This is a genomic window from Microbacterium sp. K41, assembly GCF_004794395.1.
Taxonomy (GTDB): Bacteria; Actinomycetota; Actinomycetes; order Actinomycetales; family Microbacteriaceae; genus Microbacterium; species Microbacterium sufflavum.
Genome location: NZ_SSDO01000511.1, coordinates 1 through 22,458 on the forward strand (window position 1 = coordinate 1; position 22,458 = coordinate 22,458).

Below are 22,458 nucleotides of genomic sequence, written 5' to 3' on the forward strand. Positions count from 1 at the left end.
CGACGACCATGCGCGGCGTGCCGGCCCAGGCCTCCGCGTCGGTCACGGCGCGGCCGTCGACCAGGAGCCGCACGCCGGGCAGCTGGACGGGACGGAGCGTGCGGTACTCGGCGTGATCGGTCTGCACGATCGCGAGGTCGACGCCCTCCCCGAGCGCGTAGGGCTCGAGTCCCAGGGCGCGCAGCTCGTCGTCCGTGTACAGGGGGTCGTGCACGCGCACCTCGGCGCCGCGGCGTCGCAGTGCCTCGACGGTGGGGAAGACACCGGAGAACGCGGTCTCCTTCACCCCGCCGCGGTACGCCGCGCCCAGCACGACCGCCCGGAGTCCGGACAGGTCGCCGAGCATGCCCTCGGCCTGAGCCACCAGGCGCTCTGGCATCGACTCGTTGAACTCGCGCGCCGTGCGCACGATGTCGGCGTCGGGGTCGGTCGACAGGTACAGCTTGGGGTAGACCGGGATGCAGTGGCCGCCCACCGCGATGCCGGGGCGGTGGATGTGACTGAAGACCTGCGAGTTGCACGCCTCGATCACCTGGTACACGTCGATGCCGTTGGCACCCGCGAAGAGGGCGAACTGGTTCGCCAGGCCGATGTTCACGTCGCGGTAGGTGGTCTCGGCGAGCTTGGCCATCTCGGCCGCCTCGGCGCTCTGCAGGTCCCACACCCCGTTCGTGCGCGGCAGGTCGGGACGCTCGTCGAAGTCGAGCACCGACTCGTAGAACGCGACGGCGCGGCGGGCCCCCTCGTCGGAGAGCGCGCCGATCAGCTTGGGGTACTTGCGCAGGTCGGCGAAGATCCGGCCCGAGAACACGCGCTCCGGGGAGAACACCACGTGGAAGTCCTCCCCCTCGCGCAGCCCGGAGACCTCCTCGAGCAGGGGCTTCCAGCGGCCGCGCGTCACCCCGACCGGCAGCGTGGTCTCGTACGACACCAGCGTGCCGGGGGTCAGGTGCTCGGCGAGCGAGCGGGTGGCCGCGTCCATCCACCCGAACTCGGGCTCCGCGGTCTCCTCGTTCACGAACAGCGGCACGACCACGACCACGGCATCAGCCCCGGGGATCGCCTCCGCGTACTCGGTCGTCGCCCGCAGCCGTCCGGCCTCGAGCGCCGCCGTCAGCTTCTCCTGCAGCTGCGCCTCGCCGGGGAACGGCTCGACGCCCCGGTTGACGCTGTCGACGAGGGCCGCATTGACGTCGACCCCGACCACGTCGTGTCCCTTGCTGGCGAACTGGACGGCGAGGGGCAGGCCGATCTTTCCGAGGGCCACGACGGCGATACGCATGGGTTCGAGTATATTCCGGCGCGGGTACCCGGCTCCTCGCGGGTGAGCCTCAGCGACGCTCGGACAGCACCGCGATCACGCGCTCGGCGGCGTGCCCGTCGCCGTACGGTGCCGCGTCCGTGGCCGCCGGTCGAGGACGCGTCACGGCCGCCGCGATCTCCTCGCGCGTGTTCGCGAGCACGTTCCAGCCCAGCTCCACCGTCTCGACCCACTCCGTCTCGGTGCGCACGGTCGTGCACGGCACGCGCAGCAGGAACGCCTCCTTCTGCAGGCCGCCCGAGTCGGTCACCACACCGGCACTCGCCGCCGCGGCCGCGATCAGGTCGGGGTAGGCGAGCGGCGGGCGGGAGGTGAGCGAGCCGCGGTCGAGGTCGATGCCGTGCGCGGCCGCCTTGGCCACCACGCGCGGGTGGGCCAGCAGCACGACGGGACGGTCGAGCCCCGCCAGGGCCTCGACCACCTGCCGCAGCCGCGCCGGGTCGTCGGTGTTCTCGGCGCGGTGGATCGTCGCCAGGTAGTACTCCCCCTCGGCGGCGTCCAGGCGCTCCCCCTCGTCGGCGGCACGCCGGGCGACACGGTCGCGCACGTCGAACAGCACATCGGTCATCACATCGCCCACCAGCACGGTGCGCTCGGCCAGCCCTTCGCGCGTGAGGTGGTCGACGGCGACCTGCGTCGGTGCGAGAAGAAGGTCGGCGGCATGGTCGGTCAGCACGCGGTTGTGCTCCTCCGGCATGCGACGGTTGAAGCTGCGCAGCCCCGCCTCCAGGTGCGCCACCGGGATGTGCAGTTTGACCGCGCTCAGCGCCGCCGCCACCGTCGAGTTCGTGTCGCCGTACACCAGCACCCAGTCGGGGCGGTGCTCGTCGAACACCGCGTCGAGGGCGCCCAGCATCGCACCGGTCTGCACGCCGTGCGAGCCGCTGCCCACGCCGAGGTGCACGTCGGGGGCGCCGATCCCCAGATCCTCGAAGAACACGTCAGACAGCAGCGGGTCGTAGTGCTGTCCGGTGTGCACGATCACGTGCTCCACCCCGGCCGCGCGGGCGGCATGGTGGATCGGGGCGAGCTTGACGAACTGGGGGCGCGCGCCGACGACGCTGACGATCTTCACGAGCATCTACTCTACGGAGCCCGGCGGCTCACGCGTCGAGGAACGGCCGCAGCGCCTCCGCCGACATCGTCCCGTCGTGCACCGCGCGCACGAACGCCGGCCCCTCGGCGGCTCGCGTCGCAGAGCGCGCGCGATTCGCGGCGACCTCGCGCAGCACGCCCTCCAGTTCCGTTGCCCTGGCCTGCACCACGGGCAGCTCGTGTCCGCTGGCCGCGCGCACCGCCTCACGGGTGTCGTCCGACACATGGCTGACCACCAGGCGACCGGCCGCCAGCGCCTCGCAGACCGCGACGCCGTAGGCCCCGGCGAGGAACTGGTCGAGGACGACGTCGGCGCCGCCGTACAGCTCCGGCATCCGCTCGGCGGGGACGCCCCTGACCTCGGTGTACTCGATGAGCCCCTCGGCCTCGAGCCGCTGCACGGCTGCGGCGATGCGGTCGCTGCCCTTCAGGCCGGCGCTCGACGGGGCATGCACGACGCGCAGTGGCCCGTCGCCGGAGAGCGCAGGGCGGTCCCCCGCCACGGCCCAGGATCGCGGATCCACCACGACGGGGAGCCAGGTGGCACCCGGCGCGAACGGCAGCAGATCCGGAGTCGAGACGAACACGGGCACCCCGGCGGCCTCTGCGAAGCGCGCGTGCCGCTCGGCGATCTCCTCGAGCACGGCTGTCCCGGCATAGCGATCACCGTGGAAGGGCGAGTCCGGCTCGCGCGCGGCGTGCGCACTCGGGAGACGGATGTCGCTCCCGTGCCACACGAGCGCCACGCGGACCCCCGCCGCCTGCAGCTCTCGCACCAGCTCCAGCGGGTCGCCGTCGAGCTCGGAGAGGTGCCGCCCGGATTCGATCAGCACGTGCGTGAAGCCGTGGAGGATCGCGTGGTGCTGCGCCCGGCGCCAGCGAGCGTTGCCGACCAGTGCCGTCGCGGGGATGAGGTGATCGGCGTGGAACCCGAACACGTCGTCACCCCCGCGGAACATGGCGCTGGCGGCGGCGACGCCGGGCAGCGTCTCGGCGGCGCGCGCCCACGCGTACCCCTGCCCCGCCGAGTTCACCGGCGCGATGAGCAGTCGCCGCGGGGCGTCGCTGGCCACGGTGACACCGGTCTCGCGGAACTGGCGCACGTGCCCGGGGAGCACATACCCCGCGATCGACGAGGGCACCAGCTTCTGCGCGAGGCGATACGCCCGCGCCCCGAGGTCAGGCACGGCCCGCCGAGCCGGCGACGATCTCCTCCACGGCCCGCGCCCACACCTCGACCTGCCGCTCCGCGGAGAGCGCATCGGCCGCCCGCATCGCGGCCTGCTTGAACCCGTCGACGCGCTCGGGGGTGAGCGCGTCGATGGTCGCGGCGATCGATGCCTCGTCGAAGCCGTCCGTGACGACGCCGAGGCCATGGTCGCGCACGATGCGCGCCATCTCGACCGACGGGCCGACCACGATGCCGAGGCGCGCCTGGACGTAGTCGAAGAACTTGTTCGGCAGTGCCATCACGTTGTTGGTGCTCACCGGCTGCAGGATGTGGATGCCGAGGTCGTACTCGTTGAGCGTCTCGATGAGCACGGACTGCGGCACGGGGTCGTGCACCGTGATCCGCGGCCCCAGCTCCTCGGCGAGCGCCACGAACTCGGAGCGCGTCTTCTCGGGCTGCCACGTGAGGTAGAGGTCGAAGGTGACCTCGACCGGGGACGCCGCCACCGCACGCATGATCTCGCCGAGGCTGCGCTCGTGGAATGGGTTGCCGCTGTGCACGAGCCGGATCGCGGAACCCACGGGACGGTACGGGAGGTCGCGCAGGTGTGTCGAGTTCGTCACCACCCCGGGCTGGAGGCCGTACTCGTGGTACCGCTTGGCGATCTCGCCGCCGACCGTCGTGGACGAGTGCGCCTGCGACACCAGGTGCTTCGTCATCCACGACCAGTAGCGCTGGTGCCGACGGCCGAGCGGCGTGTCCTCGAAGCCCATGTCCGGGAAGAACTCGTGCAGGTCGGCGTGCACGCGGTCGGCGCCGAAGAGCCGGCACGCGACGCCCACGGTCTCGGCGTCGTTGGCGATCACCGCGTCGAAACGCCGCCCGCGCAACAGGTGGATGGTCTCGAGCACACCGGGCGACTGGAAGTACATCCGGCGGAACCCCTCGGTCCGCCGCGCGAACTCGTCGCGCACCCTGGTCACGATGTCCTGCTTGGGCGGGAGGTCGCCACGGATCTCGACGTGCGTGACGCCGGGGTGCGGCGACGGGCCGGGCGAGCACGTCGTCACGTCGTACTCGTCGACGAAGCGGCGGACCTGCTTGATGACGCGCGGGTCACCGTCGATCGGCACGAAGGACAGGATGAGGAGCGTCGGGCGCGGGGCGGAGGCGCTCACCACGTCGCGACCAGCCCACCCCAGGAGAGACCGACACCGAAGCCGAGGAGCATCACGCGCATGCCGGGCACCAGGGCGCCCTGGCGTTCGGCGTCGGCGAGCGCGATCGGGATGGTGGACGACACCGTGTTGCCGGACTCGGCGAGCGACACGAAGAACTTCTCGGCGGGCACCTTGAGCTTCTTGCGCAGGTGCTCGAGCATGAAGGCGTTCGCCTGGTGGAACACGAACAGGTCGATGTCGTTCTGCTCCAGCTGCGCCTTGGCGAGGATCTCCTCGACCGTCTCCGGCACCACGCGGAGGGTGAAGTTGAAGATGTCGGGGCCGTCCATGTACAGGTCGTAGCCCGAGGCGACGAGCTCCCGCACGGCCGTGTCGGCCTTCGGCTGGAGTGCGGCGCCCGCGCGCAGCCCGCCGTTCGGGACGATGAGGCTCTTGCCGCCCGAGCCGTCCGTGCCGTAGGTCATGGCGGTGAGCGAGGTGTCGGAGCCGTCCGCGGTCACGAGGGTCGCTGCCGCGCCGTCGCCGAAGATCGTGCGCACGGACTTGTCGGCCGGGTTGATGAACTTCGTGTACGTGTCGGCCGTGACGACCAGGACGTTCGCCGCCTGGCCCGACTCGATCAGGCCCTTGGCGAGGCCCAGGGCGTAGATGTAGCCGGAGCAGCCGAGCGTGATGTCGGTCGCGCCCGCCGAGGTCGGGATGCCCAGGGCGTCCTGCACGATGCAGGCGGTCGAGGGGAGGTAGTAGTCGGGGCTCTGCGTGCAGAGGATCACGTAGTCGATCGACTGGGGGTCGATGCCGTCGCGCTCGAACAGACGTCGTGCTGCCGCGATGGCCAGGTCGGACGAGAACTGGTCGGGACCGGAGATGTGGCGGCGGTCGATCCCGGTCTTGCCGGAGATCTTCTCGACGCTCCACTCCGGGAACTCTCGGGAGAGATCCTCATTGCTGAGGACGGCCTCGGGCAGGTAGTAGTCGACGGCAGCGATGCGGGCACCCATGCCCCCAGTCTACGGGCCGGGAGCGGTCACCTCGCGGTGTACCCGCCGTCCACCACCATCACCGAACCGGTGACCCAGCGCGAGACCGGGGAGAGCAGATACAGCGCCGCCCCCGCCACGTCTTCCACGGTGCCGAGGCCGAGCGGGTGCGCCGCCTCGATCTCGTCCCAGGCCGCGGCACCCACCGAGGCGCGCAGCCGTTCGGTCAGCGCGGTCTCGACGATCCCGGCGGCGATGCTGTTGACGCGCACACCCTCCCGCGCCAGCTCGAGCGCGAGCGACTTGCCGAGGGATGCGACGGCGGCTTTGCTCGCCGCGTACGCGCTCACTCCTGCTTCCCCGACCAGGCCGACCGCCGACGACAGCAGGACGATGCTCGACGACTCGGCGCGCACCTTGGGGTGACGGAACGCCTTGGCGAGCATCAGCGCGCTCGTGACGTTGATGTCGAACACGGCCGAGGTCTGATCGGCCGTCGCGATCCGCAGCGGAGCGGTCACGTGGACGCCCGCCGCGTGCACCAGGCCGTCGAGCGGTCCGAACTCGGCGGCGATCCCGCGCAGCAGCGCCGCGACGCCCGCGTGGTCGGTCAGGTCGAACGGCGCCAGCAGGTGCCCCTCGCCCGCGAGCAGGCCGCGGGTCTCCTCCAGCTCGGCCTCGCGGCGTCCGATCAGCGCGACCCGGGCGCCCTGACGCGAGAGGTCGATCGCGGTCTGCCGACCGATGCCCGAGGTTGCGCCGGTGACGACGACCGCGCGGCCGTCGAGGTGCAGGTAGTCGGAGGTCTCAGGCACCGGCACGGGTGAGTGCGTGCAGGTCGGAGACGGTCTTCGCGTTCGCGAGCTCGTCCGCATCGATCGTCACGCCGATCGCCTCGTCGACCTCCGCGATGAAGCTGATGTTCGCGAGCGAGTCCCAGCCCACCGCGTCCAGCTCATCGGTCAGTGCGACCTCGTCCACCTCGACCTCGAGGATCTCCGCCACCAGCTCCAGAAGCGCCTTCTCATCCATGCGTCGATCATATCCGCCGCCCCTCGCACCGCCGGGGCGCCCCGCCGTTCGCAGTAGGGTCGGAGCATGAACGCGCCCCACGTCACCGCCTCCGCCCTCGCCCAGCAGCTGTCGGGCGAACTCGTCGGCACGGATCGCTCCGTCACGGGTCTCGCCCCGCTCGGCGAGGCCGGCGAGGGAGACCTGACGTTCGTGGTCGATCCGGTGGCGGCGGCGGCCGCTGCCGCGAAGGCGCTGGAGGCCGGAGCCGTGCTCCTCGCCCCCGCGACCCTCCCCGACGACGCCCGTTCGGGGACGGCGGTGCTGGTGGAGAACCCGCGTGCCGCCTTCGCCCTGGCCGTCGCCGAGCACTTCGCCCGCAAGCCCGTTCCCGGGATCGCTCCGACCGCCCGCGTCGACCCGACCGCCGAGGTGCACCCCGGCGCCCATATCGGGGAGTACACCGTCGTCCGCGCCGGCGCCGTGATCGCCGACGGCGCCGAGATCCGCGATCACGTGGTGATCGGGCACGACGTCCGCATCGGGGCGCACGCTCTCATCAAGAGCCACGCCGTGATCGGCGAGGAGGGCTTCGGCATGGAGCGCGACGCCGACGGCGACAACATCCGCATCCCGCACCTCGGCTCGGTCGTCATCGAGGACCACGTCGAGGTCGGCAACTTCACCACCGTCTGCTCCGGCACCATCGCCCCGACCCGCGTCGGCGATCACACCAAGATCGACGACCACGTGCACGTGGCCCACAACTGCCGTATCGGCCGCAACGTGATCATCACGGCCTGCGCGGAGATCTCCGGCAGCGTCGTGATCGAGGACGACGCCTGGATCGGCCCCAACGCCTCCGTCATCCAGGGCGTCACGCTCGGCCGCAACTCCCTGCTCGGCATCGGTGCGGTCGCGGTGAAGTCGGTGCCCGACGACGAGATCCGCATCGGCAACCCCGCCCGGCGGCTCGGCGACAACAAGCGCTGAGCCGGGGCGGCCGGCTGCGGACTCCGTCGTTCCGGCCGGATCAGTAGTTCTCGGCCGGAACCTTCTCGAACCACCAGAACGGGTGGGTGAGCACCTGCACCACGGGCACCTTGCCGACCCACTCGGCGAAGTGACCCTCACGCCAGTTGCCGCTGCTGTCGCTCAGATACTTCATGTTCGGCATCATGAACCGCGGCTCGTAGGCGTGGTAGCGCACCGTGTCGGACCAGCGGTCGAGGAGCTCCGCCGCGAACTCGAATCCGCCCAGTCGCGCCGGCTCGTGCAGGCTGAACCCGCCGACCGGTCGGCCGACCGCCGTCTCGAAGACCGTGCGCTGACGCTCGGCCCACTCGAAGTTGTCACCGCCGAGCACCTCGCCGATGCCGCCCTCGAGGTGCAGCTGGACCTCGTGCCCCAGCTCCTCCATCTCGCGGATCATCATGAGCGACGGCAGACTCATCAGGCTGTAGCCGCGGGCGTGCACGCGCAGAAAGATGCTCGACGAGCACCCGGCCTCCGCGTCGACCCGCGCGACGCGCATGGCCTGCTCGATGCTGTTGTCGATGTCGTGCCGGAGGATGAGGTGCTTCTCCTGCGGGGCATCGAGGTACTTGTCGAAGCTCGTGACGGCGTACCCGTCGTCGAGATAGGCGTGAAGCGTCTCCGCATAGTCCTTGAGCGAGAAGCCCTTCTTGCCCGGCTCTGACGAGGCCATCGATCCCACCGTTCCATTCGGTCCCGGTCCACCGGAACGGGACCGCGGCAACCCCGCCCATGATAGTCGCCCGCCGTCGGACCGCCGTTGCGCCCCCTCGGTATACTGACGGGATGAGTTCCTGTCCCCCGGAGAATGCACGCACGACGTGAACCGGAACAGACTCCCCCGGTGGGTCAACGCCACGATCGACCGCATCGCCGACTCCCCCACCAGCCCCCTCGGGCGGATCGCCGCCCGCCGCTACGGGAAGCCCGTCCCCGGAGCTGTCGGCACGACCGCGTTCGACGACCGACCCGTCCGCGTCCTCATCGCGCCGGTCAACTACTCCGGCCAGGCGTTCGCGTGGAGCAGGGCCCTGGAGCGCCGCTCGCCGCGCATCTCGGCGCGCACCATGGCCATCGAGGTCCCCGGCGGCTTCGACTACCCGTCCGACCTGCTCGTGCCGATCCCGACCTACCACAACGACACCGCGTGGCAGCGTGACCAGTTCGCCGCGGCGACCACGGCCACGCACGTGCTGATCGAGGCGGAGGAGCCACCCTTCGGTCGCCTCCTCGGTCGCTCGGTGGCCGCGCAGGCGGCAGCGCTCGGCACGCGCGGCGTGGACGTGGCCTACCTCGCCCACGGCACCGACGTGCGGCTGCCGTCGCGGCACATGCGCGACCACCCCTGGTCGCACTACGCCGACCCCGAGGTCTACGCCGCGCGAGACGAGGTGGTCGCTGCGCGCAACATCGCATTCCTGGAGAGCAGCGGGCGCCCCGTGTTCGTCTCCACCCCCGACCTGCGCGAAGACCTCCCCACCGCACGGTGGCTCCCGGTGACCGTCGACGTCGCCCGCTGGGAGCGACCGCGCACGGCGCGCACGCCCGGCGCGCGTCTCCGGGTCGCCCACGCCCCGTCGGTGTCCGTGATCAAGGGCACGCACCTCATCCGCGACACGCTCGAGCGGCTGCAGGCGGAGGGGGTCATCGAGCTCGATCTGATCCAGGGCGTGCCGACCGCGCAGATGCCCGACCGCTTCGCCGCGGCCGACGTGGTGATCGATCAGCTGCGCATCGGCTCCTACGGCGTGGCGGCGTGCGAGGCCCTCGCGTCCGGCTGCATCGTCGTCGGGCACCTGAGCGAGCGGGTGCGCGCGACCGTCCGTGAGGAGACCGGGCTGGAGCCGCCCATCGTCGAGGCCACGCCCGACACGATCGAGGGCGTCCTGCGCGAGCTCGCCGCACACGACGGCCTCGACGCCCTCCGCGCCACCGGCGACACGTTCGTCCGCGCCGTCCACGACGGCCGTCGCTCCGCCGCCGTGCTCGACGAAGCCTGGCTGCATGCCACCGCCCCTGATCCGCACGAGGAGGACACCGATGCATCCCCGCGTTGAAGCCGCCTGGAAGCTCGTCCCGAAGCCGGTGCAGGACGCGATCGCGTCGACCGTCGACCGGGCGAAGGGCGTGACCCCGCCCCCGCCGCCGCTGCCCGACCTCTCCCGTCCGATCCGGATGCTGGTGGGACCGGTGAACTACGCCGGCCAGGGGTACCGGTGGTCGCGCGCGGCCGAGTCGACGGGCGAGGTGTCCGCGGTCAACTACGTGCACGCGGGCAACAACCTCCTGCAGTACCCCGCCGACTACACCGTGACCTGGCGCACCGCCGAACACTCCCGCGCATGGCAGCGCTCGATGCTCGACGCGATCGCGACGAACTACACGCACGTGCTCATCGAGGCGTGCTTCCCCATCCTCGGCGGGATGTTCTCCGGCGACCTGCGCCGTCAGACCGCACTGCTGCAGGAGCGTGGTGTGCGCGTGGGCATCGTCGGCCACGGCACCGACGTGCGACTGCCGTCGACCCACCTGGAGTCGACGCCGTGGTCGCTGTTCGTCGACAGCGAGGACTGGGTGCCCTTCGACCTCGCGGAGAAGGCCGTGGCCGACAACCTCGCGGCGATCGCCGACCTCGACGTGCCCACGTTCGTCTCGACCGCCGGCCTGCTCGTCGACCTTCCCCGCGCGCACTTCCTCGGCGTGGTGATCGACCAGGAGCAGTGGATCAACGACGAGCCGCTCCTGGAGCGCGAGCGCATCCGCGTCATCCACGCGCCCACCAACGCGCACGTCAAGGGCACGCCGCTCATCGTCCCCGTGGCGCAGAAGCTGCACGACGAGGGGCTCATCGAGTTCATCCAGCTGGACCGCGTCCCCAACCACGAGATGCCGGCCGTGGTCGCGTCCGCCGACGTCGTGCTCGACCAGTTCCGGGTCGGCGACTACGGTGTCGCGGCGTGCGAGAGCATGACCGCCGGGCGGGTGGTGCTCGCCCACGTCACGGAGCAGGCCCGGCGTGAGGTGGAGGGGCACGCGGGCATGACCCTGCCGATCCCGGAGACCACACCGGACACGCTCGAACACATGCTGCGCGACATCGCCGTGCGACGGGACCACTACCGCGGGATCGCCGCAACCGGGAGGGAGTTCGTCCGACGCGTGCACAACGGCGACTTCTCCCGCGCGCAGCTGATGACGCACTTCCTCTCCGCATGAGCATGCGCCTCGCGATCGTCTCGCGCATCTACCGCCCCGAGCCCTCCGCGGCGTCGTCGTTCCTCGGCGCCGTCGCCGACGAGGCGGTCGCCCGCGGGCACCGCGTCACCGTGCTCACCGTGCGACCGCCGCGCGGCCTCGACGAGGGAGCACCCGTCGAAGACGTGCGCATGGCCCCCGTGCTGCGCGACCGCAGCGGCTACGTGCGCGGCTACCTCCCGTACGCCAGCTTCGACGTCCCCCTGTTCTTCCGGCTGCTGTTCCTGCGGCGCCCCGACGTGGTCTTCATGGAGCCGCCGCCCACCACGGGGTTCGTGGTGCGGCTCGTGTGCGCGCTGCGGCGCATCCCCTACGTGTACGACGCCGCCGACGTCTGGTCCGATGCCGCGGAGCAGGTGACCTCGTCGCGCCTGGTGATCCGCGTGCTGCGCGCGACCGAGCGTTTCGCGATGCGGGGAGCGCGGCGCATCGTCACGATCTCCCAGGGCGTGCTCGACCGGATCGCCGCGCTCGGCGTGGGCCGACCGGCCGTCGTGACCGGGTTCGGGGCGGACACCGGTGCCTTCCTCCCTCCGGCCGACGCCGAGGCGGAGGCGACGACCGAACCCGTGTTCCTGTACGCCGGCACCTACTCGCACTGGCACGGCGCCGATATCGCCGTCGACGGGTTCGCCGCGTTCAGCCGCAGCACCCCCGGGTACACCCTGCGCTTCATCGGCAACGGCAGCGAGCGCGCCTTCCTGGAGCAGCGGGCCCGCGAGCTCGGGGTCGCCGACTCCGTGGAGTTCGTCGAGACGATGCCCAGCAGCGAGCTGGTCCCGCATCTGCACCGCGCCGTCGCGACCATCGCCACCCAGCGCCCCGGCACCGGCTACGAGTACGCGTTCGCCACGAAGGCGTACTCGTCGATGGCCGCCGGATGCCCCGTCATCTTCGCCGGCCCGCCGAACGGACCCACCGGCGCCTACCTCGACCAGGCGAACCTGGAGGTGCGCGGCGGCATCGTCAGCGGCTACGCCGCCGAGTCGGTCGCGGTGGCCATGGCGGCCCTCGCGGCCCGCCCGCTGAGCGCGGCGGAGCGGCGGAGCGTCGCCGACTGGACAGCGGAACGGCACTCGATGGCCGCGGTCGCCGGCCGCGTCGTCGACGTGATCGAGTCGGTCGGCCAGACGAGGGACGGACGCTGAGATGCGCGCGCGGCTGAACGCGATCGCCGGCTGGATCATCCGGCACCGCTCCCGACTGCCCCGCTGGGTCAACCGCGCCCTCGACTCGGCGGCGCGCGACCCGGACGGCCTGATCGGTCGGCTGGCGCATCGCGCGCTCGGCGGCGGCGACGCCCCGGTGGCCGACGTGCCGGATGCCGCGGTGCGGGTCTTCATCGGCCCGACGAACTACTCGGGCCAGGGATATCGCTGGGCGCGCGCGCTGGAGCAGGCGGACCCGGAGATCGCTGCCCGCAACATGGAGGAGGTCTTGCCCGGCGGGCTCTCCTTCCCCGCGGACGTCCCGGTCCCGATCTCCTCCACTTCGTCCACCGAATGGCAGCAGTCCGAGTGGGAGGCCGTCAGCCGGTTCTCGCACGTGCTGATCGAGGCGGAGCGCCCGCTGTTCGGCCGCCTGTTCGACCGGCAGGTCCGCGCGGAGGTCGCGGCGCTGGAGGAGGCGGGGGTGTCCGTCGCGTACCTGTGCCACGGCACCGATATCCGCAGCCCCCGCGACCATGCGCTGCGCACCCCGTGGTCGCCGTACCCCGACGATCCGCGCACCGCCGTGCTGCAGGCCGATGCGGACGCCAACCTCGCACTGCTGACGGAGCTGCGTCGCCCGACGTTCGTGTCCACACCCGACCTGCTGCACGATGTTCCGTGGGCGACGTGGTGTCCCGTGGTCGTCGACACCGCGCGGTTCCGGGCGCGGCGCCCCGCCATGGACCGCGACCGGGTGCGGGTGATCCACTCCTCCACCTCCGTCGTGCAGAAGGGCAGTCACCTGATCGAGCCCGCCCTCGCCTCCCTCATCGCGAGCGGTGACATCGACTACGAGCTCGTGACCGGCGTCGCCGCCGACCGGATGCCCGAGGTGCTGAGCGACGCCGACATCGTGCTCGACCAGTTCCGCGCCGGCTCCTACGGAGTCGCGGCCTGCGAGGCCATGGCGACGGGTCGCGTGGTGGTCGGACACGTGCTGCCCGACGTACGCCGCGCCATCGAGGCGGAGGTGGGACTGCCGCTGCCGATCGTCGAGGCCACGCCGGACACCCTCGGCGAGGTGGTCGCCGGACTGATCTCCGACCGTGAGGCAGCGGCCGCCGCAGCCACGGCGGGGCCGGTGTTCGTCGAGGCCGTGCACTCCGGGCGCCGGAGCGCCGCGGTCCTGCTCGACGGCTGGATCCGCGCCTCAGGCTGACGCGACCGCCTCTCGCGTGCGGCGGCGCGCGTCCCGGTCGTCCTTCCAGCGGCGCATGCGCTTCTCCAGCGTGCGCTCGACGAACGTGTGGAGGGCCCATGCGGCCACCAGGTCGACCACGAACAGGGCGGCGAACCAGAGCAGGTTGCTCCACGACGCGGGCTGGTAGCCGAAGACGCGCAGCGCCACGTAGATGAACGTCGCGTGCACGAGGTAGAAGGCGAAGGACCACTCACCCAGCCGCACCTGCCACTTCGACGCGAACCACAGCCGTCCGCCGCGCAGTGCATGCACGGCGAGCGAGACGATCGCGATGCCGCACGCGACCGTGAACAGCTCGTTGAGCATGCCACTGATCGCCGGGGTCACGCTCCAGGTCGGGATGAACCGCCCGGAGGCGTAGTGCGCCAGAATCACCGCCACGGGAGCGGCGACGCCGATGAGCGGGTGGATGCGCGGTCGCCAGCCGGAGCGGATGGCCCATGCGAGCGCCATGCCCAGCACGAACTCCGGAAGCCGCTGCACGGGCACCGGGAGCGCGGCGAGTCCGAGGTCCGGGGCGAACAGGACCACCGCGCGGTACACGAACGCGTAGGCGACGACACCGACCGCCAGCAGCAGGGCCCCGCGCTTGGCCATCGGCACCAGTACCCGGGAGATCCACGGGTGCAGCGCATAGAAGAAGGCCTCGCAGGTGAGCGTCCACGCGGCCGGGTTGCCGGAGAAGAGGATGGCGGGGTTGGACCACCAGGCCTGGATCACGACGACCGACAGCAGGAGGATGCCGAGATCGAACGGCTTCAGAAAGCTCCCCTCCGGAACCGGCGCCAACGTGTAGAACACGGGGATCGCGATCAGGAGCGCCACCATGTGCGATGGCCAGATGCGTGCGAAGCGACGCCAGTAGAACGTCGAGGTGGGCACGTTCGGCCGCGCCGACCACGTGAGCACGAAACCGGAGAGCACGAAGAAGAACGTCACGCCGAGATAGCCGTTCAGCAGCACCGACTGCACCGAACCCGGCAGGGGTGCGAACACATTCATGTGGTACAGGAAGACCGCGAACGCTGCCCACCAGCGCAGCCCGGTGAGCGAGTCCAGCCGCTGCGTGGGCTGAGCGAGGGTGGAGGCGGAGTGCACGCGACGAGACTCTCTGATCGAGGACAGGGCTCCGGAAAGGATACAGTGCCGACCCCCGCGCCCCGTCCGTCCGCAACGCCCGCGATAGGATCGACGACATGCCGTCGCCCGACGTGGACGTGGTCATCCCCGTGCACACGCCCGCTCGTCCCATCCGCCGCGCGGTCTCCTCCGTGCTCGACACGACCGCCGCCGTGCGGGTCACCGTGGTCGCGCACAACACCGATCCCGAGGCGATCTCCGCCAACCTCGGCGACCTGGGCACGCGGCCCGAGGTGCGCGTCGTGTCGCTGCAGGACGGCATCCCCTCCCCCGCCGGGCCGATGAACCACGGCATCGCGCTGGCCGAGGCCCCGTACTTCTCGGTCATGGGCTCGGACGACGAGCTGGAGCCGGGGGCACTCGACTCCTGGCTCGCGGTCGCCCGCTCGACCGGCGCGACCACCGTCATCCCGCGCGTGCGCGTGGACGAGGCGGCCGAGCCGACACCGCCGCGACGTCGCGGACGGGTGCGGGAGCTCGACGTCGACAAGGACCGCCTCAGCTACCGCTGCATGCCGCTCGGCCTCATCGACCGGACGCGCTTCCCCGACCTGCGCTTCACCCCGGGCCTCGAGTCCGGCGAGGACCTCGAGTTCACCGCGGAGCTGTGGTTCACCGGCGCGCACATCGCCTACGACCGTACGGGCCCGGCGTACGTCGGCCACGACGATGCGGTCGACCGTGTGACCCGCACCGTCCGACCCCTGTCGGCCGACTTCGCGTTTCTCGACATCGTCGCCGCCAAGCCCTGGTACCGGGCTGCCTCGCGCTCGGCGCGCCGGGGGTTCGGCGTGAAGAACCTCCGCGTGCACCTCATGGATGCCGTCGCCTCCCGGCTGGACGCCCCGGGCGGGATCGCCGCCTACCGCGCCGAGCTGCTCGACACCGCCGCGGCGATCGAGCGGATGTCCCCCGGCGCGACCGCGCTGCTGTGCCGCGCGGACCGGAAGGTGCTCCGAGAGCTCGAGACGAGCGCGCCGTCGGCCGACCGGATCCGCGCCCTCCTCTCGGCCCGCTGGGGCGGCGGGCTCGATGCGCGGCTCACGGCGAACCCGTTCCTCGCCCTGCACCGGCACGCCCCGTACCGGACCCTGCGCGACATGATGGCGTAGGCCTCCGCGGTAGCATCGATCCGGTATGGAATCCCCACTTGTCGACGTCACGATCGCCGTCCACTCCGCCACCCGGCCCATCGCGCGCGCCGTCGCCTCGGTCATCGAAGGCACGACCGCTCCGGTGCGCGTGAACGTGGTGGCACACAACATCGACCAGGAGATCATCCGCACGAACCTCGGCACCTGGGCGGAGCACCCGGCCGTCCGGCTGCTCTCCCTCCGCGACGGCATTCCGTCGCCCGCCGGCCCGATGAACCTCGGCATGGCGGAGGCCACGGCGCGTTTCCACACCCTGCTCGGCTCCGACGACGAGTTCGCCCCTGGCGCGATCGACTCGTGGCTGGCGCTGCAGCGCGCGACGGACGCCGACGTCGTGATCGGTCGCATCCGCCTGGTGACCGGAGGCCCCGACCCGTACCCGCCCGTGCGCCGCGGACGCCGCACGACCTGCCTGAGCGCCGACCGCGACCGCCTGCACTACCGCAGCGCGCCCCTCGGCCTCATCGACCGCGAGCGCTTCGGCGACCTGCGCTTCACCGAGGGCCTCACGTCCGGCGAGGACCTGCCGTACACCTCCGAGCTGTGGATCACGGCGACGAGCATCGCCTACGACCTCTACGGGCCCCCCTACGTGGGCCACGACGACGCGGACGACCGCGTCACCTCCGCTCCGCGCGACGTGGCGGCCGACTTCGCGTTCCTCCGCGTGATCGAGGAGGCGGACTGGTTCGCGGCCGCCTCGACCGCCGACCGCCGCGCCCTGGCCGTCAAGCTGCTCCGCATCCACTTCTTCGACGCCGTGGCCGCGCGCCTGGAGACCCCGGGCATCGCCGCGGTCGCCGCCGAGCTCCTCGCCGTGGTCGACCGCGTCAGCGCCTGGGCCCCCGGAGTGCTGTCGGTGCTGTCGATCGCCGACCGCCGGGTCATGGACGAGCTGCGCCGCGGGACGCCCGATCCCGAGCGCACCCGCGCGCTGCTCGGCCGTCGGTGGATCTACCTCTCGCCCGCCGCTCAGCTCCCCCGGAACCCGTTCCTGGCGCTGCACCGGCACGCCCCCTTCCGCACGCTCGCCGCGGGCGCCCGATCGCAGCGGGTGGGGCAGCTGTGACCGCGTCGCCCCTGGTCGACGTCACGATCGCCGTCCACTCCGCCACCCGACCGATCCGTCGTGCGGTGGCCTCGGTGCTCGACGCCACCGCCGCTCCGGTGCGCGTGCTGGTGGTGGCGCACAACATCGATCCCGCCGTGATCCGCGGCAACCTCGGCGAGTACGCGGAGGACGAGCGCATGGTCCTGCTCGAGCTGCAGGACGGCATCCGCTCGCCGGCCGGACCGATGAACCTCGGCTTCGCGTCGTCCACCGCCCCGTTCATCGCGCTGCTCGGTTCCGACGACGAGTTCGCGCCCGGCGCGCTGGACTCCTGGCTGCGCATCCAGCGCGAGACCGGGGCCAGCGCCGTGATCCCGAAGATCACGCTCGTCGGGCGCCACAACAACCCGCTTCCTCCCGTGCGGAACGGACGCCGCTCGCGGCGGCTCGACGCGGCGAAGGACCGCCTCTTCTACCGCAGCGCGCCGCTCGGCCTCATCGACCGCGAGCGTTTCGGGCACCTGCGCTTCACCGAGGGCCTGTCGTCCGGAGAGGACATCGCCCTGACCGGAGAGCTGTGGTTCCGCGGGCGCGACCTCGCCGTCGACATCGACGGCCCCGCGTACGTCGGGCACGAGGACGAGGGCGACCGCGTCACGTTCACGGCGCGCCCGGTGCGCGAGGACTTCGCCTTCCTCGACGGCCTCGAGGCCGCGCCCTGGTTCCGCGCCCTCGGCCGCCGCGCCCGCACCGCAGCGGTCGTCAAGCTGCTGCGCATCCAGTTCCTCAGCGCGATCGGCGTCCGGGCGACGACGACGCCGGAGCTGGTCACGCACCAGGCCGAGCTGCGGGAGACCCTGGACCGACTCGTGGCCCTGGCCCCCGGGGCCCTGCGGCTGCTGTCGCGGGTCGACCACCGCATCATCGACGAGACCTTCTCGGCAGCGCCCGACGTGGAGCGGATCCGCATCCTCGCGAACGACCGCTGGAACCAGCGGTCACTGGGGGCGCTGCTCACGCCCAACCCGCTGTTCTCCCTGCACCCGCAGGCGATGGCACGGCTGTTCTACGCCGCGAACCGCACCGACCGGATCGTGTGACCGACCCGGTCGGGCGGCGGAGTCACGCCCGGCGCTCGAGCTCTCCGGAGAGTCCGGCCAGCAGCACCTGCTCGGCGAACGCGGGCAGCGAGGAGGCGACCTCCACGAAGGTGCCCTGAGCGGCGATCACGCCCTCGTCCATGTAGCAGATCCGGTCGTAGTCCTTGATGGTCGACAGGCGGTGCGCCACCGAGATCAGCGTGACCTCGCCCTGCAGCGACCGGATCGCCTTGGTGACCTCGTCCTCGGTCTTCGTGTCGAGAGAGCTCGTGGCCTCGTCGAGCACCAGCACCAGCGGATCGGTGTACAGCGCGCGGGCGATGCCGAGACGCTGCTGCTGACCACCGGACAGGGACACGCCCCGCTCGCCGATGCGCTCGTCGATGCCGTTCGCCCGCGACGCGACGAGCGAGCTGAGCTGCGCGCGCTCCAGGGCGTACTCCACGCGGTCCCGGTCGATCTCATCCGTCCAGGTCAGGGCGACGTTCTGCGCGATCGAGGCGTCGAACAGCGCCACCCGCTGCGGCACGTAGCCGACGCGCCCGCGCCACTGACGGAGCACGCTCGAGAGCGGGTGCCCGTCGATCTCGATGTCGCCGGTCGTGGCCTGGCTGAGGCCGAGGAGCAGGTCGATCAGCGTCGACTTGCCGGCTCCGGACGGCCCGACGATGCCCAGCGAGCTGCCGAGGGGGATGTCGAGCGAGAGCCCGCGGATGACGTCCTCGTCGGCTCCCGGGTACCGGAAGTGCACGTCCGACAGGCTGAGCAGCCGAGGGTTCTCCGCCAGCTCCGCGGTGTCGGCGGGCGTCTGCGACACCTCCATGTCCTTCTCCGCGGCGGTGAGGTCACCGATGACGTCCTGTGCCGAGGGGATGCTCGCGACACCCTGCACGATGCCACCCTGGATGCCGCTGATCGCCGGGATCAGGCGGAAGCCGGTCGCGGTGAACAGTGCGACGGACGACAACGCGGCCGCCAGACCGCCCTGCCAGTACGAGACGCCGCCGATGATCACGACGCCGCCGATGAGGGCGGACTCGAACGCGAACGACGGGACGACACCGAGGAACGACGCGTTCGCCCTGGCGCGGACCGAGTGGTGGCGGCTGTCCGTCACCAGCTGTGCGACGTCGGCGAGCCGGTTGCGGAGGCTGAGCTCCTTCAGCGCTTCCATCATCTCGGTCATCAGGATCGCGACGCGGTAGCTGTAGTTGCGGTTGACGGTGGCGGCCTCCAGCGAGCGCTTCGTCACCACCTGGTGCACGATGAGCGCCACGAGGATCAGGTACACCATGGCGATGAGCGCGGTGATCGGGTCGACCACCAGCAGCACGACGATGATCAGCACGAACGTGAAGATCGAGCTCGGGACGCGCATGAGCGGAAGCAGGAAGCCCGACATCGTGTTCGCGATGCCGCCGTCCGCGATGCGCGTGATCTCGGCGACCGTGCGCTTCGAGCGCTCCTCCCAGCTGGAGTTGATGTACGCCTTGAACATCCGGTCGCCGATCTCGAGCTCGTAGCGCGCGAACCGGCGCGTGGCGAACCAGTGCAGCGTGACCGAGAGCACCGACTTCAGGATGATGAGCGCGCAGGCGCCGAGCACCAGAAGGGGCGTCATGTCGGGTGAGACCTCGCCGATCAGCGGGAGCCGCAGCGCCCCGCCGGTCAGTGCCGGGCCGATGATCACGGCCAGCAGCGACATCGCCACCACGTCGAGTGCGGTGATGAGCGTCGTGGCGATCATGTAGCCGACGAAGTACCGCTGCGCGCCGGTCGGCAGCAGCGGGAGGAGATCCTTGAGGACCGGCCAGATGCGTTTCATGTTCTCGCGTTCAGAGGGCGACGGATGCGCCGTTGGCGGCGGAGGAGAGAGCGCCCTCGACGACCTCGAGCGTGCGCAGGCCCTGCTCCATCGTGACGACGTCGTTCGGCTTGCCGAGGACGGCGTCGCGGAAGGCTTCGTGCTCGACCCGCAGCGGCTCGCGCTTGGCGAAGGAGAACCGGGTGATGTCGCCCTCGGACACGCCGCGGAACGCGAGCATCGACTCCCACTCGAGCGGGATGGTGCCGTTGGCGTAGAACGTCAGGTCGCCGGTCGCGGTGTCGGCGATGAAGGTGCCGCGGTCGCCGGTGACGACCGTGATGCGCTCCTTCATGGGCGAGAGCCAGTTGACGAGGTGGTTGACGATCACGCCGTTGGCCAGCCGGCCGGTGACCGTGATCATGTCCTCGTAGTCGCGTCCGCTCTTGTGCGCGGTCTGCGCGAACACCGTGGTGTACTCGCTCTGCGCGACCCAGCTCGTGAGGTCGATGTCGTGGGACGCGAGGTCCTTCGCCACGCCCACGTCGGCGATGCGGGCGGGGAACGTGCTCTGGCGGCGGGTCGCGATCTGGTACACGTCACCGAGCTCCCCCGCCTCCAGGCGGCGTCGCATCTCCTGCAGCGCGGGGTTGAAGCGCTCGACGTGGCCGACGGCTCCGACCAGGCCCCGGGCGGCGAAGGCGTCCGTCATCCGGCGCCCCGCCTCGAGCGAGTGCGCGATCGGCTTCTCGACGAGGGTGTGCACCCCGGCGTCGGCCAGCTTGAGCGCCGCGTCCTCGTGGAACGCGGTCGGCACGGCGACCACGGCGATGTCGATACCGGCGGCGATGAGCGCCTCGATGTCGGGGAGGATCTCGAGCTCGCCCGCGACCTTGTGCGGGTCACCGCCCGGGTCGGCGATCGCGACCAGGTCGATGCCCTCCACGTCACGCAGCACGCGGGCGTGGTTGCGGCCCATCATCCCGGCGCCGAGCAGTCCGGCGCGCAGATTCGCCGCCATCAGGCGCCTGCCCCCGCGACGGCGTTCACCGCGGTGACGATGCGCTCGAGGTCGTCCTGACTGAGCGACGGGTGCACCGGCAGCGAGGCGACCTCGCGGGCGGCACGCTCGGTCTCGGGGAGGTCGAGGCCCGGGGCGAAGCGCGTGAGCGAGGGCAGCCGGTGGTTCGGGATCGGGTAGTACACGCCGGCGCCGACGTTGTGCTCGTTCTTGAGCGCCGCCACGAAGCCGTCGCGGTCCTCCGGCACCCGGACCGTGTACTGGTGGTACACGTGCACGGCACCGTCGGCGACCGGGGGCACGACCACGCCGCGCAGGTTCGCGTCCAGGAAGGCCGCGTTCTGCTGACGGGTCTTCGTCCAGGCGTCGACCTTGTGCAGCTGCACCCGGCCGATCGCGGCGTGGATGTCGGTCATGCGGGCGTTGAAGCCGATGATCTCGTTCTCGTACTGCCGCTCCATGCCCTGGTTGCGCAGGAGCTTGACCTGACGGGCGATCTCGTCCGTGGCCGTGGTGACCATGCCGCCTTCGCCGCTGGTCATGTTCTTGGTCGGGTAGAGGCTGAACATCGCGAAGTCGCCGAACGAGCCGACCGGGCGGCCGTCGAGCGAGGCGCCGTGCGCCTGCGCGGCGTCCTCGTACAGGGCCACGCCGCGCTCGGCGGCCAGGGCCTCCAGCTCGCGCATGCGGGCGGGGTGACCGTATAGGTGCACCGGGAGGATGCCCTTGGTCTTCGGCGTGATTGCGGCCGCGACGGCCTCGGGGTCGAGCGTGAAGGTCTCCGGCTCGATGTCGACGAACACCGGGGTGCCGCCGGTGAGGGCCACGGAGTTGCCCGTCGCCGCGAACGTGAACGACGGCACGATGACCTCGTCGCCGGGGCCGACGCCCGCGGCGAGCAGACCCAGGTGCAGACCGGCGGTGCCGGAGTTCACGGCAACGGAGGGCCGCCCCGGCACGAAGTGCGCCGAGAACTCCTGCTCGAACGCGGCGACCTCGGGGCCCTGCGCGACCATGCCGCTGCGCAGCACCCGATCGACGGCCTCGCGCTCTTCGTCGCCGATGATCGGCTTGGCGGGGGGAATGAACTCGCTCACACGGTCTCCTTGGTCAGTGTTCCGTCTGTCTCGGTGTACCGTCCGCCGGTCGCGGGGCACACCCAGGTCTTGTCGTCGTCGGCGCGCGTGAGGGGAACGCCCGCTTCGCCCACCCAGCCGATGCGGCGCGCCGGCACCCCGGCCACGAGCGCGTAGGAGGGGACGTCCTTCACCACGACGGCCCCGGCCGCCACCGTCGCCCAGGCGCCGATGGTCACGGGCGCGACGCAGGTCGCCCTGGCACCGATCGAGGCGCCACGCTCGATCGTGACGCCGACGGGCTCCCAGTCGTGCGCGCTCTTCTGCGTGCCGTCGGCGTTGATCGCCCGCGGGTACGTGTCGTTCGTGAGCACGACGGCCGGTCCGATGAACACGCCGTCGCCGAGTCGAGCGGGCTCGTACACGAGCGCGTAGTTCTGCACCTTGCAGTTGTCGCCCATGACGACACCGGTGCCGATGTAGGCGCCGCGGCCGACGATGCAGTTCTCGCCGAGCTGCGCGTCTTCCCTCACCTGGGCCAGATGCCAGATCGAGCTCCCTGCTCCGATCTTCGCCTCGGGGGACACATCGGCCGAATCGACGATCCGGACGTCGGTCGGTGAGGGCATGCGGGATTCTCCTCGCGGCTCG

At 71.4% G+C, this 22,458-nt stretch carries 21 protein-coding genes; 8 read left to right on the forward strand and 13 right to left on the reverse strand.

Going from position 1 to position 22,458, the window contains the following annotated elements; all coding sequences use genetic code 11:
* From DW309_RS17285 to DW309_RS17315, 7 genes are all read right to left on the reverse strand, one after another.
* Nucleotides 1-1,282, reverse strand: a 1,282-nt coding sequence (locus DW309_RS17285; protein WP_136046070.1) for a nucleotide sugar dehydrogenase, incomplete at its 3' end; no start/stop codon positions are given.
* A 49-nt stretch (nucleotides 1,283-1,331) separates the two neighbouring features.
* Nucleotides 1,332-2,396, reverse strand: a complete 1,065-nt coding sequence (gene wecB / locus DW309_RS17290; RefSeq protein WP_136037056.1) for a non-hydrolyzing UDP-N-acetylglucosamine 2-epimerase — start codon at nucleotides 2,394-2,396, stop codon at nucleotides 1,332-1,334.
* Between the two features lie 28 nt (nucleotides 2,397-2,424).
* Nucleotides 2,425-3,603: a glycosyltransferase family protein gene (locus tag DW309_RS17295; RefSeq protein ID WP_136046071.1), complete on the reverse strand. Its 1,179-nt coding sequence runs from the start codon at nucleotides 3,601-3,603 to the stop codon at nucleotides 2,425-2,427.
* On the reverse strand, nucleotides 3,596-4,768 hold the full coding sequence (locus DW309_RS17300) for a glycosyltransferase family protein (RefSeq protein WP_136046072.1): 1,173 nt from the start codon (nucleotides 4,766-4,768) through the stop codon (nucleotides 3,596-3,598). The genes DW309_RS17295 and DW309_RS17300 overlap by 8 nt, the downstream gene beginning before the upstream one ends.
* On the reverse strand, nucleotides 4,762-5,769 hold the full coding sequence (locus DW309_RS17305; protein ID WP_136046073.1) for a 3-oxoacyl-ACP synthase III family protein: 1,008 nt from the start codon (nucleotides 5,767-5,769) through the stop codon (nucleotides 4,762-4,764). The genes DW309_RS17300 and DW309_RS17305 overlap by 7 nt, the downstream gene beginning before the upstream one ends.
* A 26-nt stretch (nucleotides 5,770-5,795) precedes the next feature.
* Complete coding sequence (locus DW309_RS17310; protein WP_240753276.1) at nucleotides 5,796-6,563, reverse strand: SDR family NAD(P)-dependent oxidoreductase; 768 nt, start codon at nucleotides 6,561-6,563, stop codon at nucleotides 5,796-5,798.
* Entirely contained in the window at nucleotides 6,556-6,780 is a 225-nt protein-coding gene (locus DW309_RS17315) for an acyl carrier protein (protein WP_136029893.1), read from the reverse strand. Before DW309_RS17315 ends, DW309_RS17310 begins: the two co-directional genes overlap by 8 nt.
* 66 nt (nucleotides 6,781-6,846) lie before the next feature.
* Between DW309_RS17315 and DW309_RS17320 the strand changes: the two genes are divergently transcribed.
* Entirely contained in the window at nucleotides 6,847-7,752 is a 906-nt protein-coding gene (locus DW309_RS17320; RefSeq protein WP_136046075.1) for an LpxD N-terminal domain-containing protein, read from the forward strand.
* Between the two features lie 40 nt (nucleotides 7,753-7,792).
* Here the strand turns inward: DW309_RS17320 and DW309_RS17325 are convergent, their stop codons facing one another.
* Nucleotides 7,793-8,467 (reverse strand): GCN5 family acetyltransferase, encoded by a 675-nt coding sequence (locus DW309_RS17325; RefSeq protein ID WP_136029897.1) that lies wholly within the window; start codon nucleotides 8,465-8,467, stop codon nucleotides 7,793-7,795.
* 148 nt (nucleotides 8,468-8,615) lie between these two features.
* On the opposite strand from DW309_RS17325, the gene DW309_RS17330 reads away from it, so the two are divergent.
* The 4 genes from DW309_RS17330 to DW309_RS17345 are packed head-to-tail and all read left to right on the forward strand — an operon-like array spanning nucleotide 8,616 to nucleotide 13,419.
* Nucleotides 8,616-9,851 carry a glycosyltransferase gene (locus DW309_RS17330; protein ID WP_136046076.1) on the forward strand — a complete coding sequence of 412 codons (1,236 nt, stop codon included), beginning with the start codon at nucleotides 8,616-8,618 and terminating at the stop codon, nucleotides 9,849-9,851.
* Nucleotides 9,835-11,010 (forward strand): glycosyltransferase, encoded by a 1,176-nt coding sequence (locus tag DW309_RS17335; RefSeq protein WP_136037049.1) that lies wholly within the window; start codon nucleotides 9,835-9,837, stop codon nucleotides 11,008-11,010. The genes DW309_RS17330 and DW309_RS17335 overlap by 17 nt, the downstream gene beginning before the upstream one ends.
* Nucleotides 11,007-12,197 (forward strand): glycosyltransferase, encoded by a 1,191-nt coding sequence (locus tag DW309_RS17340; protein ID WP_136046077.1) that lies wholly within the window; start codon nucleotides 11,007-11,009, stop codon nucleotides 12,195-12,197. Before DW309_RS17335 ends, DW309_RS17340 begins: the two co-directional genes overlap by 4 nt.
* A gap of 1 nt (nucleotide 12,198) precedes the next feature.
* Nucleotides 12,199-13,419, forward strand: a complete 1,221-nt coding sequence (locus DW309_RS17345; protein ID WP_136046078.1) for a glycosyltransferase family protein — start codon at nucleotides 12,199-12,201, stop codon at nucleotides 13,417-13,419.
* Here the strand turns inward: DW309_RS17345 and DW309_RS17350 are convergent.
* Complete coding sequence (locus tag DW309_RS17350; protein WP_136029907.1) at nucleotides 13,411-14,559, reverse strand: acyltransferase family protein; 1,149 nt, start codon at nucleotides 14,557-14,559, stop codon at nucleotides 13,411-13,413. The two genes, DW309_RS17345 and DW309_RS17350, sit on opposite strands and share 9 nt — an antisense overlap.
* Before the next feature lie 98 nt (nucleotides 14,560-14,657).
* On the opposite strand from DW309_RS17350, the gene DW309_RS17355 reads away from it, so the two are divergent.
* The 3 genes from DW309_RS17355 to DW309_RS17365 are packed head-to-tail and all read left to right on the forward strand — an operon-like array spanning nucleotide 14,658 to nucleotide 17,906.
* On the forward strand, nucleotides 14,658-15,713 hold the full coding sequence (locus DW309_RS17355) for a glycosyltransferase (protein WP_136046079.1): 1,056 nt from the start codon (nucleotides 14,658-14,660) through the stop codon (nucleotides 15,711-15,713).
* Nucleotides 15,714-15,738: 25 nt separating this feature from the next.
* Nucleotides 15,739-16,824 (forward strand): glycosyltransferase, encoded by a 1,086-nt coding sequence (locus DW309_RS17360; RefSeq protein WP_136046080.1) that lies wholly within the window; start codon nucleotides 15,739-15,741, stop codon nucleotides 16,822-16,824.
* On the forward strand, nucleotides 16,821-17,906 hold the full coding sequence (locus DW309_RS17365) for a glycosyltransferase (protein ID WP_136046081.1): 1,086 nt from the start codon (nucleotides 16,821-16,823) through the stop codon (nucleotides 17,904-17,906). The genes DW309_RS17360 and DW309_RS17365 overlap by 4 nt, the downstream gene beginning before the upstream one ends.
* Nucleotides 17,907-17,928: 22 nt before the next feature.
* Here the strand turns inward: DW309_RS17365 and DW309_RS17370 are convergent, their stop codons facing one another.
* The 4 genes from DW309_RS17370 to DW309_RS17385 are packed head-to-tail and all read right to left on the reverse strand — an operon-like array spanning nucleotide 17,929 to nucleotide 22,436.
* The gene (locus DW309_RS17370) at nucleotides 17,929-19,731 is read right to left on the reverse strand and encodes an ABC transporter ATP-binding protein (RefSeq protein WP_136029914.1); all 1,803 of its coding nucleotides are present in this window, start codon (nucleotides 19,729-19,731) and stop codon (nucleotides 17,929-17,931) included.
* Nucleotides 19,732-19,741: 10 nt separating this feature from the next.
* Nucleotides 19,742-20,731, reverse strand: a complete 990-nt coding sequence (locus tag DW309_RS17375; RefSeq protein ID WP_136046082.1) for a Gfo/Idh/MocA family protein — start codon at nucleotides 20,729-20,731, stop codon at nucleotides 19,742-19,744.
* Nucleotides 20,731-21,828, reverse strand: a complete 1,098-nt coding sequence (locus DW309_RS17380; protein WP_136029917.1) for a DegT/DnrJ/EryC1/StrS family aminotransferase — start codon at nucleotides 21,826-21,828, stop codon at nucleotides 20,731-20,733. Before DW309_RS17380 ends, DW309_RS17375 begins: the two co-directional genes overlap by 1 nt.
* Nucleotides 21,825-22,436 carry an acyltransferase gene (locus DW309_RS17385; RefSeq protein WP_136029919.1) on the reverse strand — a complete coding sequence of 204 codons (612 nt, stop codon included), beginning with the start codon at nucleotides 22,434-22,436 and terminating at the stop codon, nucleotides 21,825-21,827. Before DW309_RS17385 ends, DW309_RS17380 begins: the two co-directional genes overlap by 4 nt.
* Nucleotides 22,437-22,458: the final 22 nt, after the last annotated feature.

Excerpts from the sequence above, each read along its gene's own strand:
- DW309_RS17305 (WP_136046073.1), bottom strand. The coding sequence starts at position 5,769 with ATGGGTGCCCGCATCGCTGCCGTCGACTACTACCTGCCCGAGGCCGTC.
- DW309_RS17315 (WP_136029893.1), bottom strand. The coding sequence starts at position 6,780 with ATGGATGAGAAGGCGCTTCTGGAGCTGGTGGCGGAGATCCTCGAGGTC.
- DW309_RS17320 (WP_136046075.1), top strand. The coding sequence starts at position 6,847 with ATGAACGCGCCCCACGTCACCGCCTCCGCCCTCGCCCAGCAGCTGTCG.
- DW309_RS17325 (WP_136029897.1), bottom strand. The coding sequence starts at position 8,467 with ATGGCCTCGTCAGAGCCGGGCAAGAAGGGCTTCTCGCTCAAGGACTAT.
- DW309_RS17335 (WP_136037049.1), top strand. The coding sequence starts at position 9,835 with ATGCATCCCCGCGTTGAAGCCGCCTGGAAGCTCGTCCCGAAGCCGGTG.
- DW309_RS17340 (WP_136046077.1), top strand. The coding sequence starts at position 11,007 with ATGAGCATGCGCCTCGCGATCGTCTCGCGCATCTACCGCCCCGAGCCC.
- DW309_RS17345 (WP_136046078.1), top strand. The coding sequence starts at position 12,199 with ATGCGCGCGCGGCTGAACGCGATCGCCGGCTGGATCATCCGGCACCGC.
- DW309_RS17355 (WP_136046079.1), top strand. The coding sequence starts at position 14,658 with ATGCCGTCGCCCGACGTGGACGTGGTCATCCCCGTGCACACGCCCGCT.
- DW309_RS17360 (WP_136046080.1), top strand. The coding sequence starts at position 15,739 with ATGGAATCCCCACTTGTCGACGTCACGATCGCCGTCCACTCCGCCACC.
- DW309_RS17370 (WP_136029914.1), bottom strand. The coding sequence starts at position 19,731 with ATGAAACGCATCTGGCCGGTCCTCAAGGATCTCCTCCCGCTGCTGCCG.
- DW309_RS17375 (WP_136046082.1), bottom strand. The coding sequence starts at position 20,731 with ATGGCGGCGAATCTGCGCGCCGGACTGCTCGGCGCCGGGATGATGGGC.
- DW309_RS17385 (WP_136029919.1), bottom strand. The coding sequence starts at position 22,436 with ATGCCCTCACCGACCGACGTCCGGATCGTCGATTCGGCCGATGTGTCC.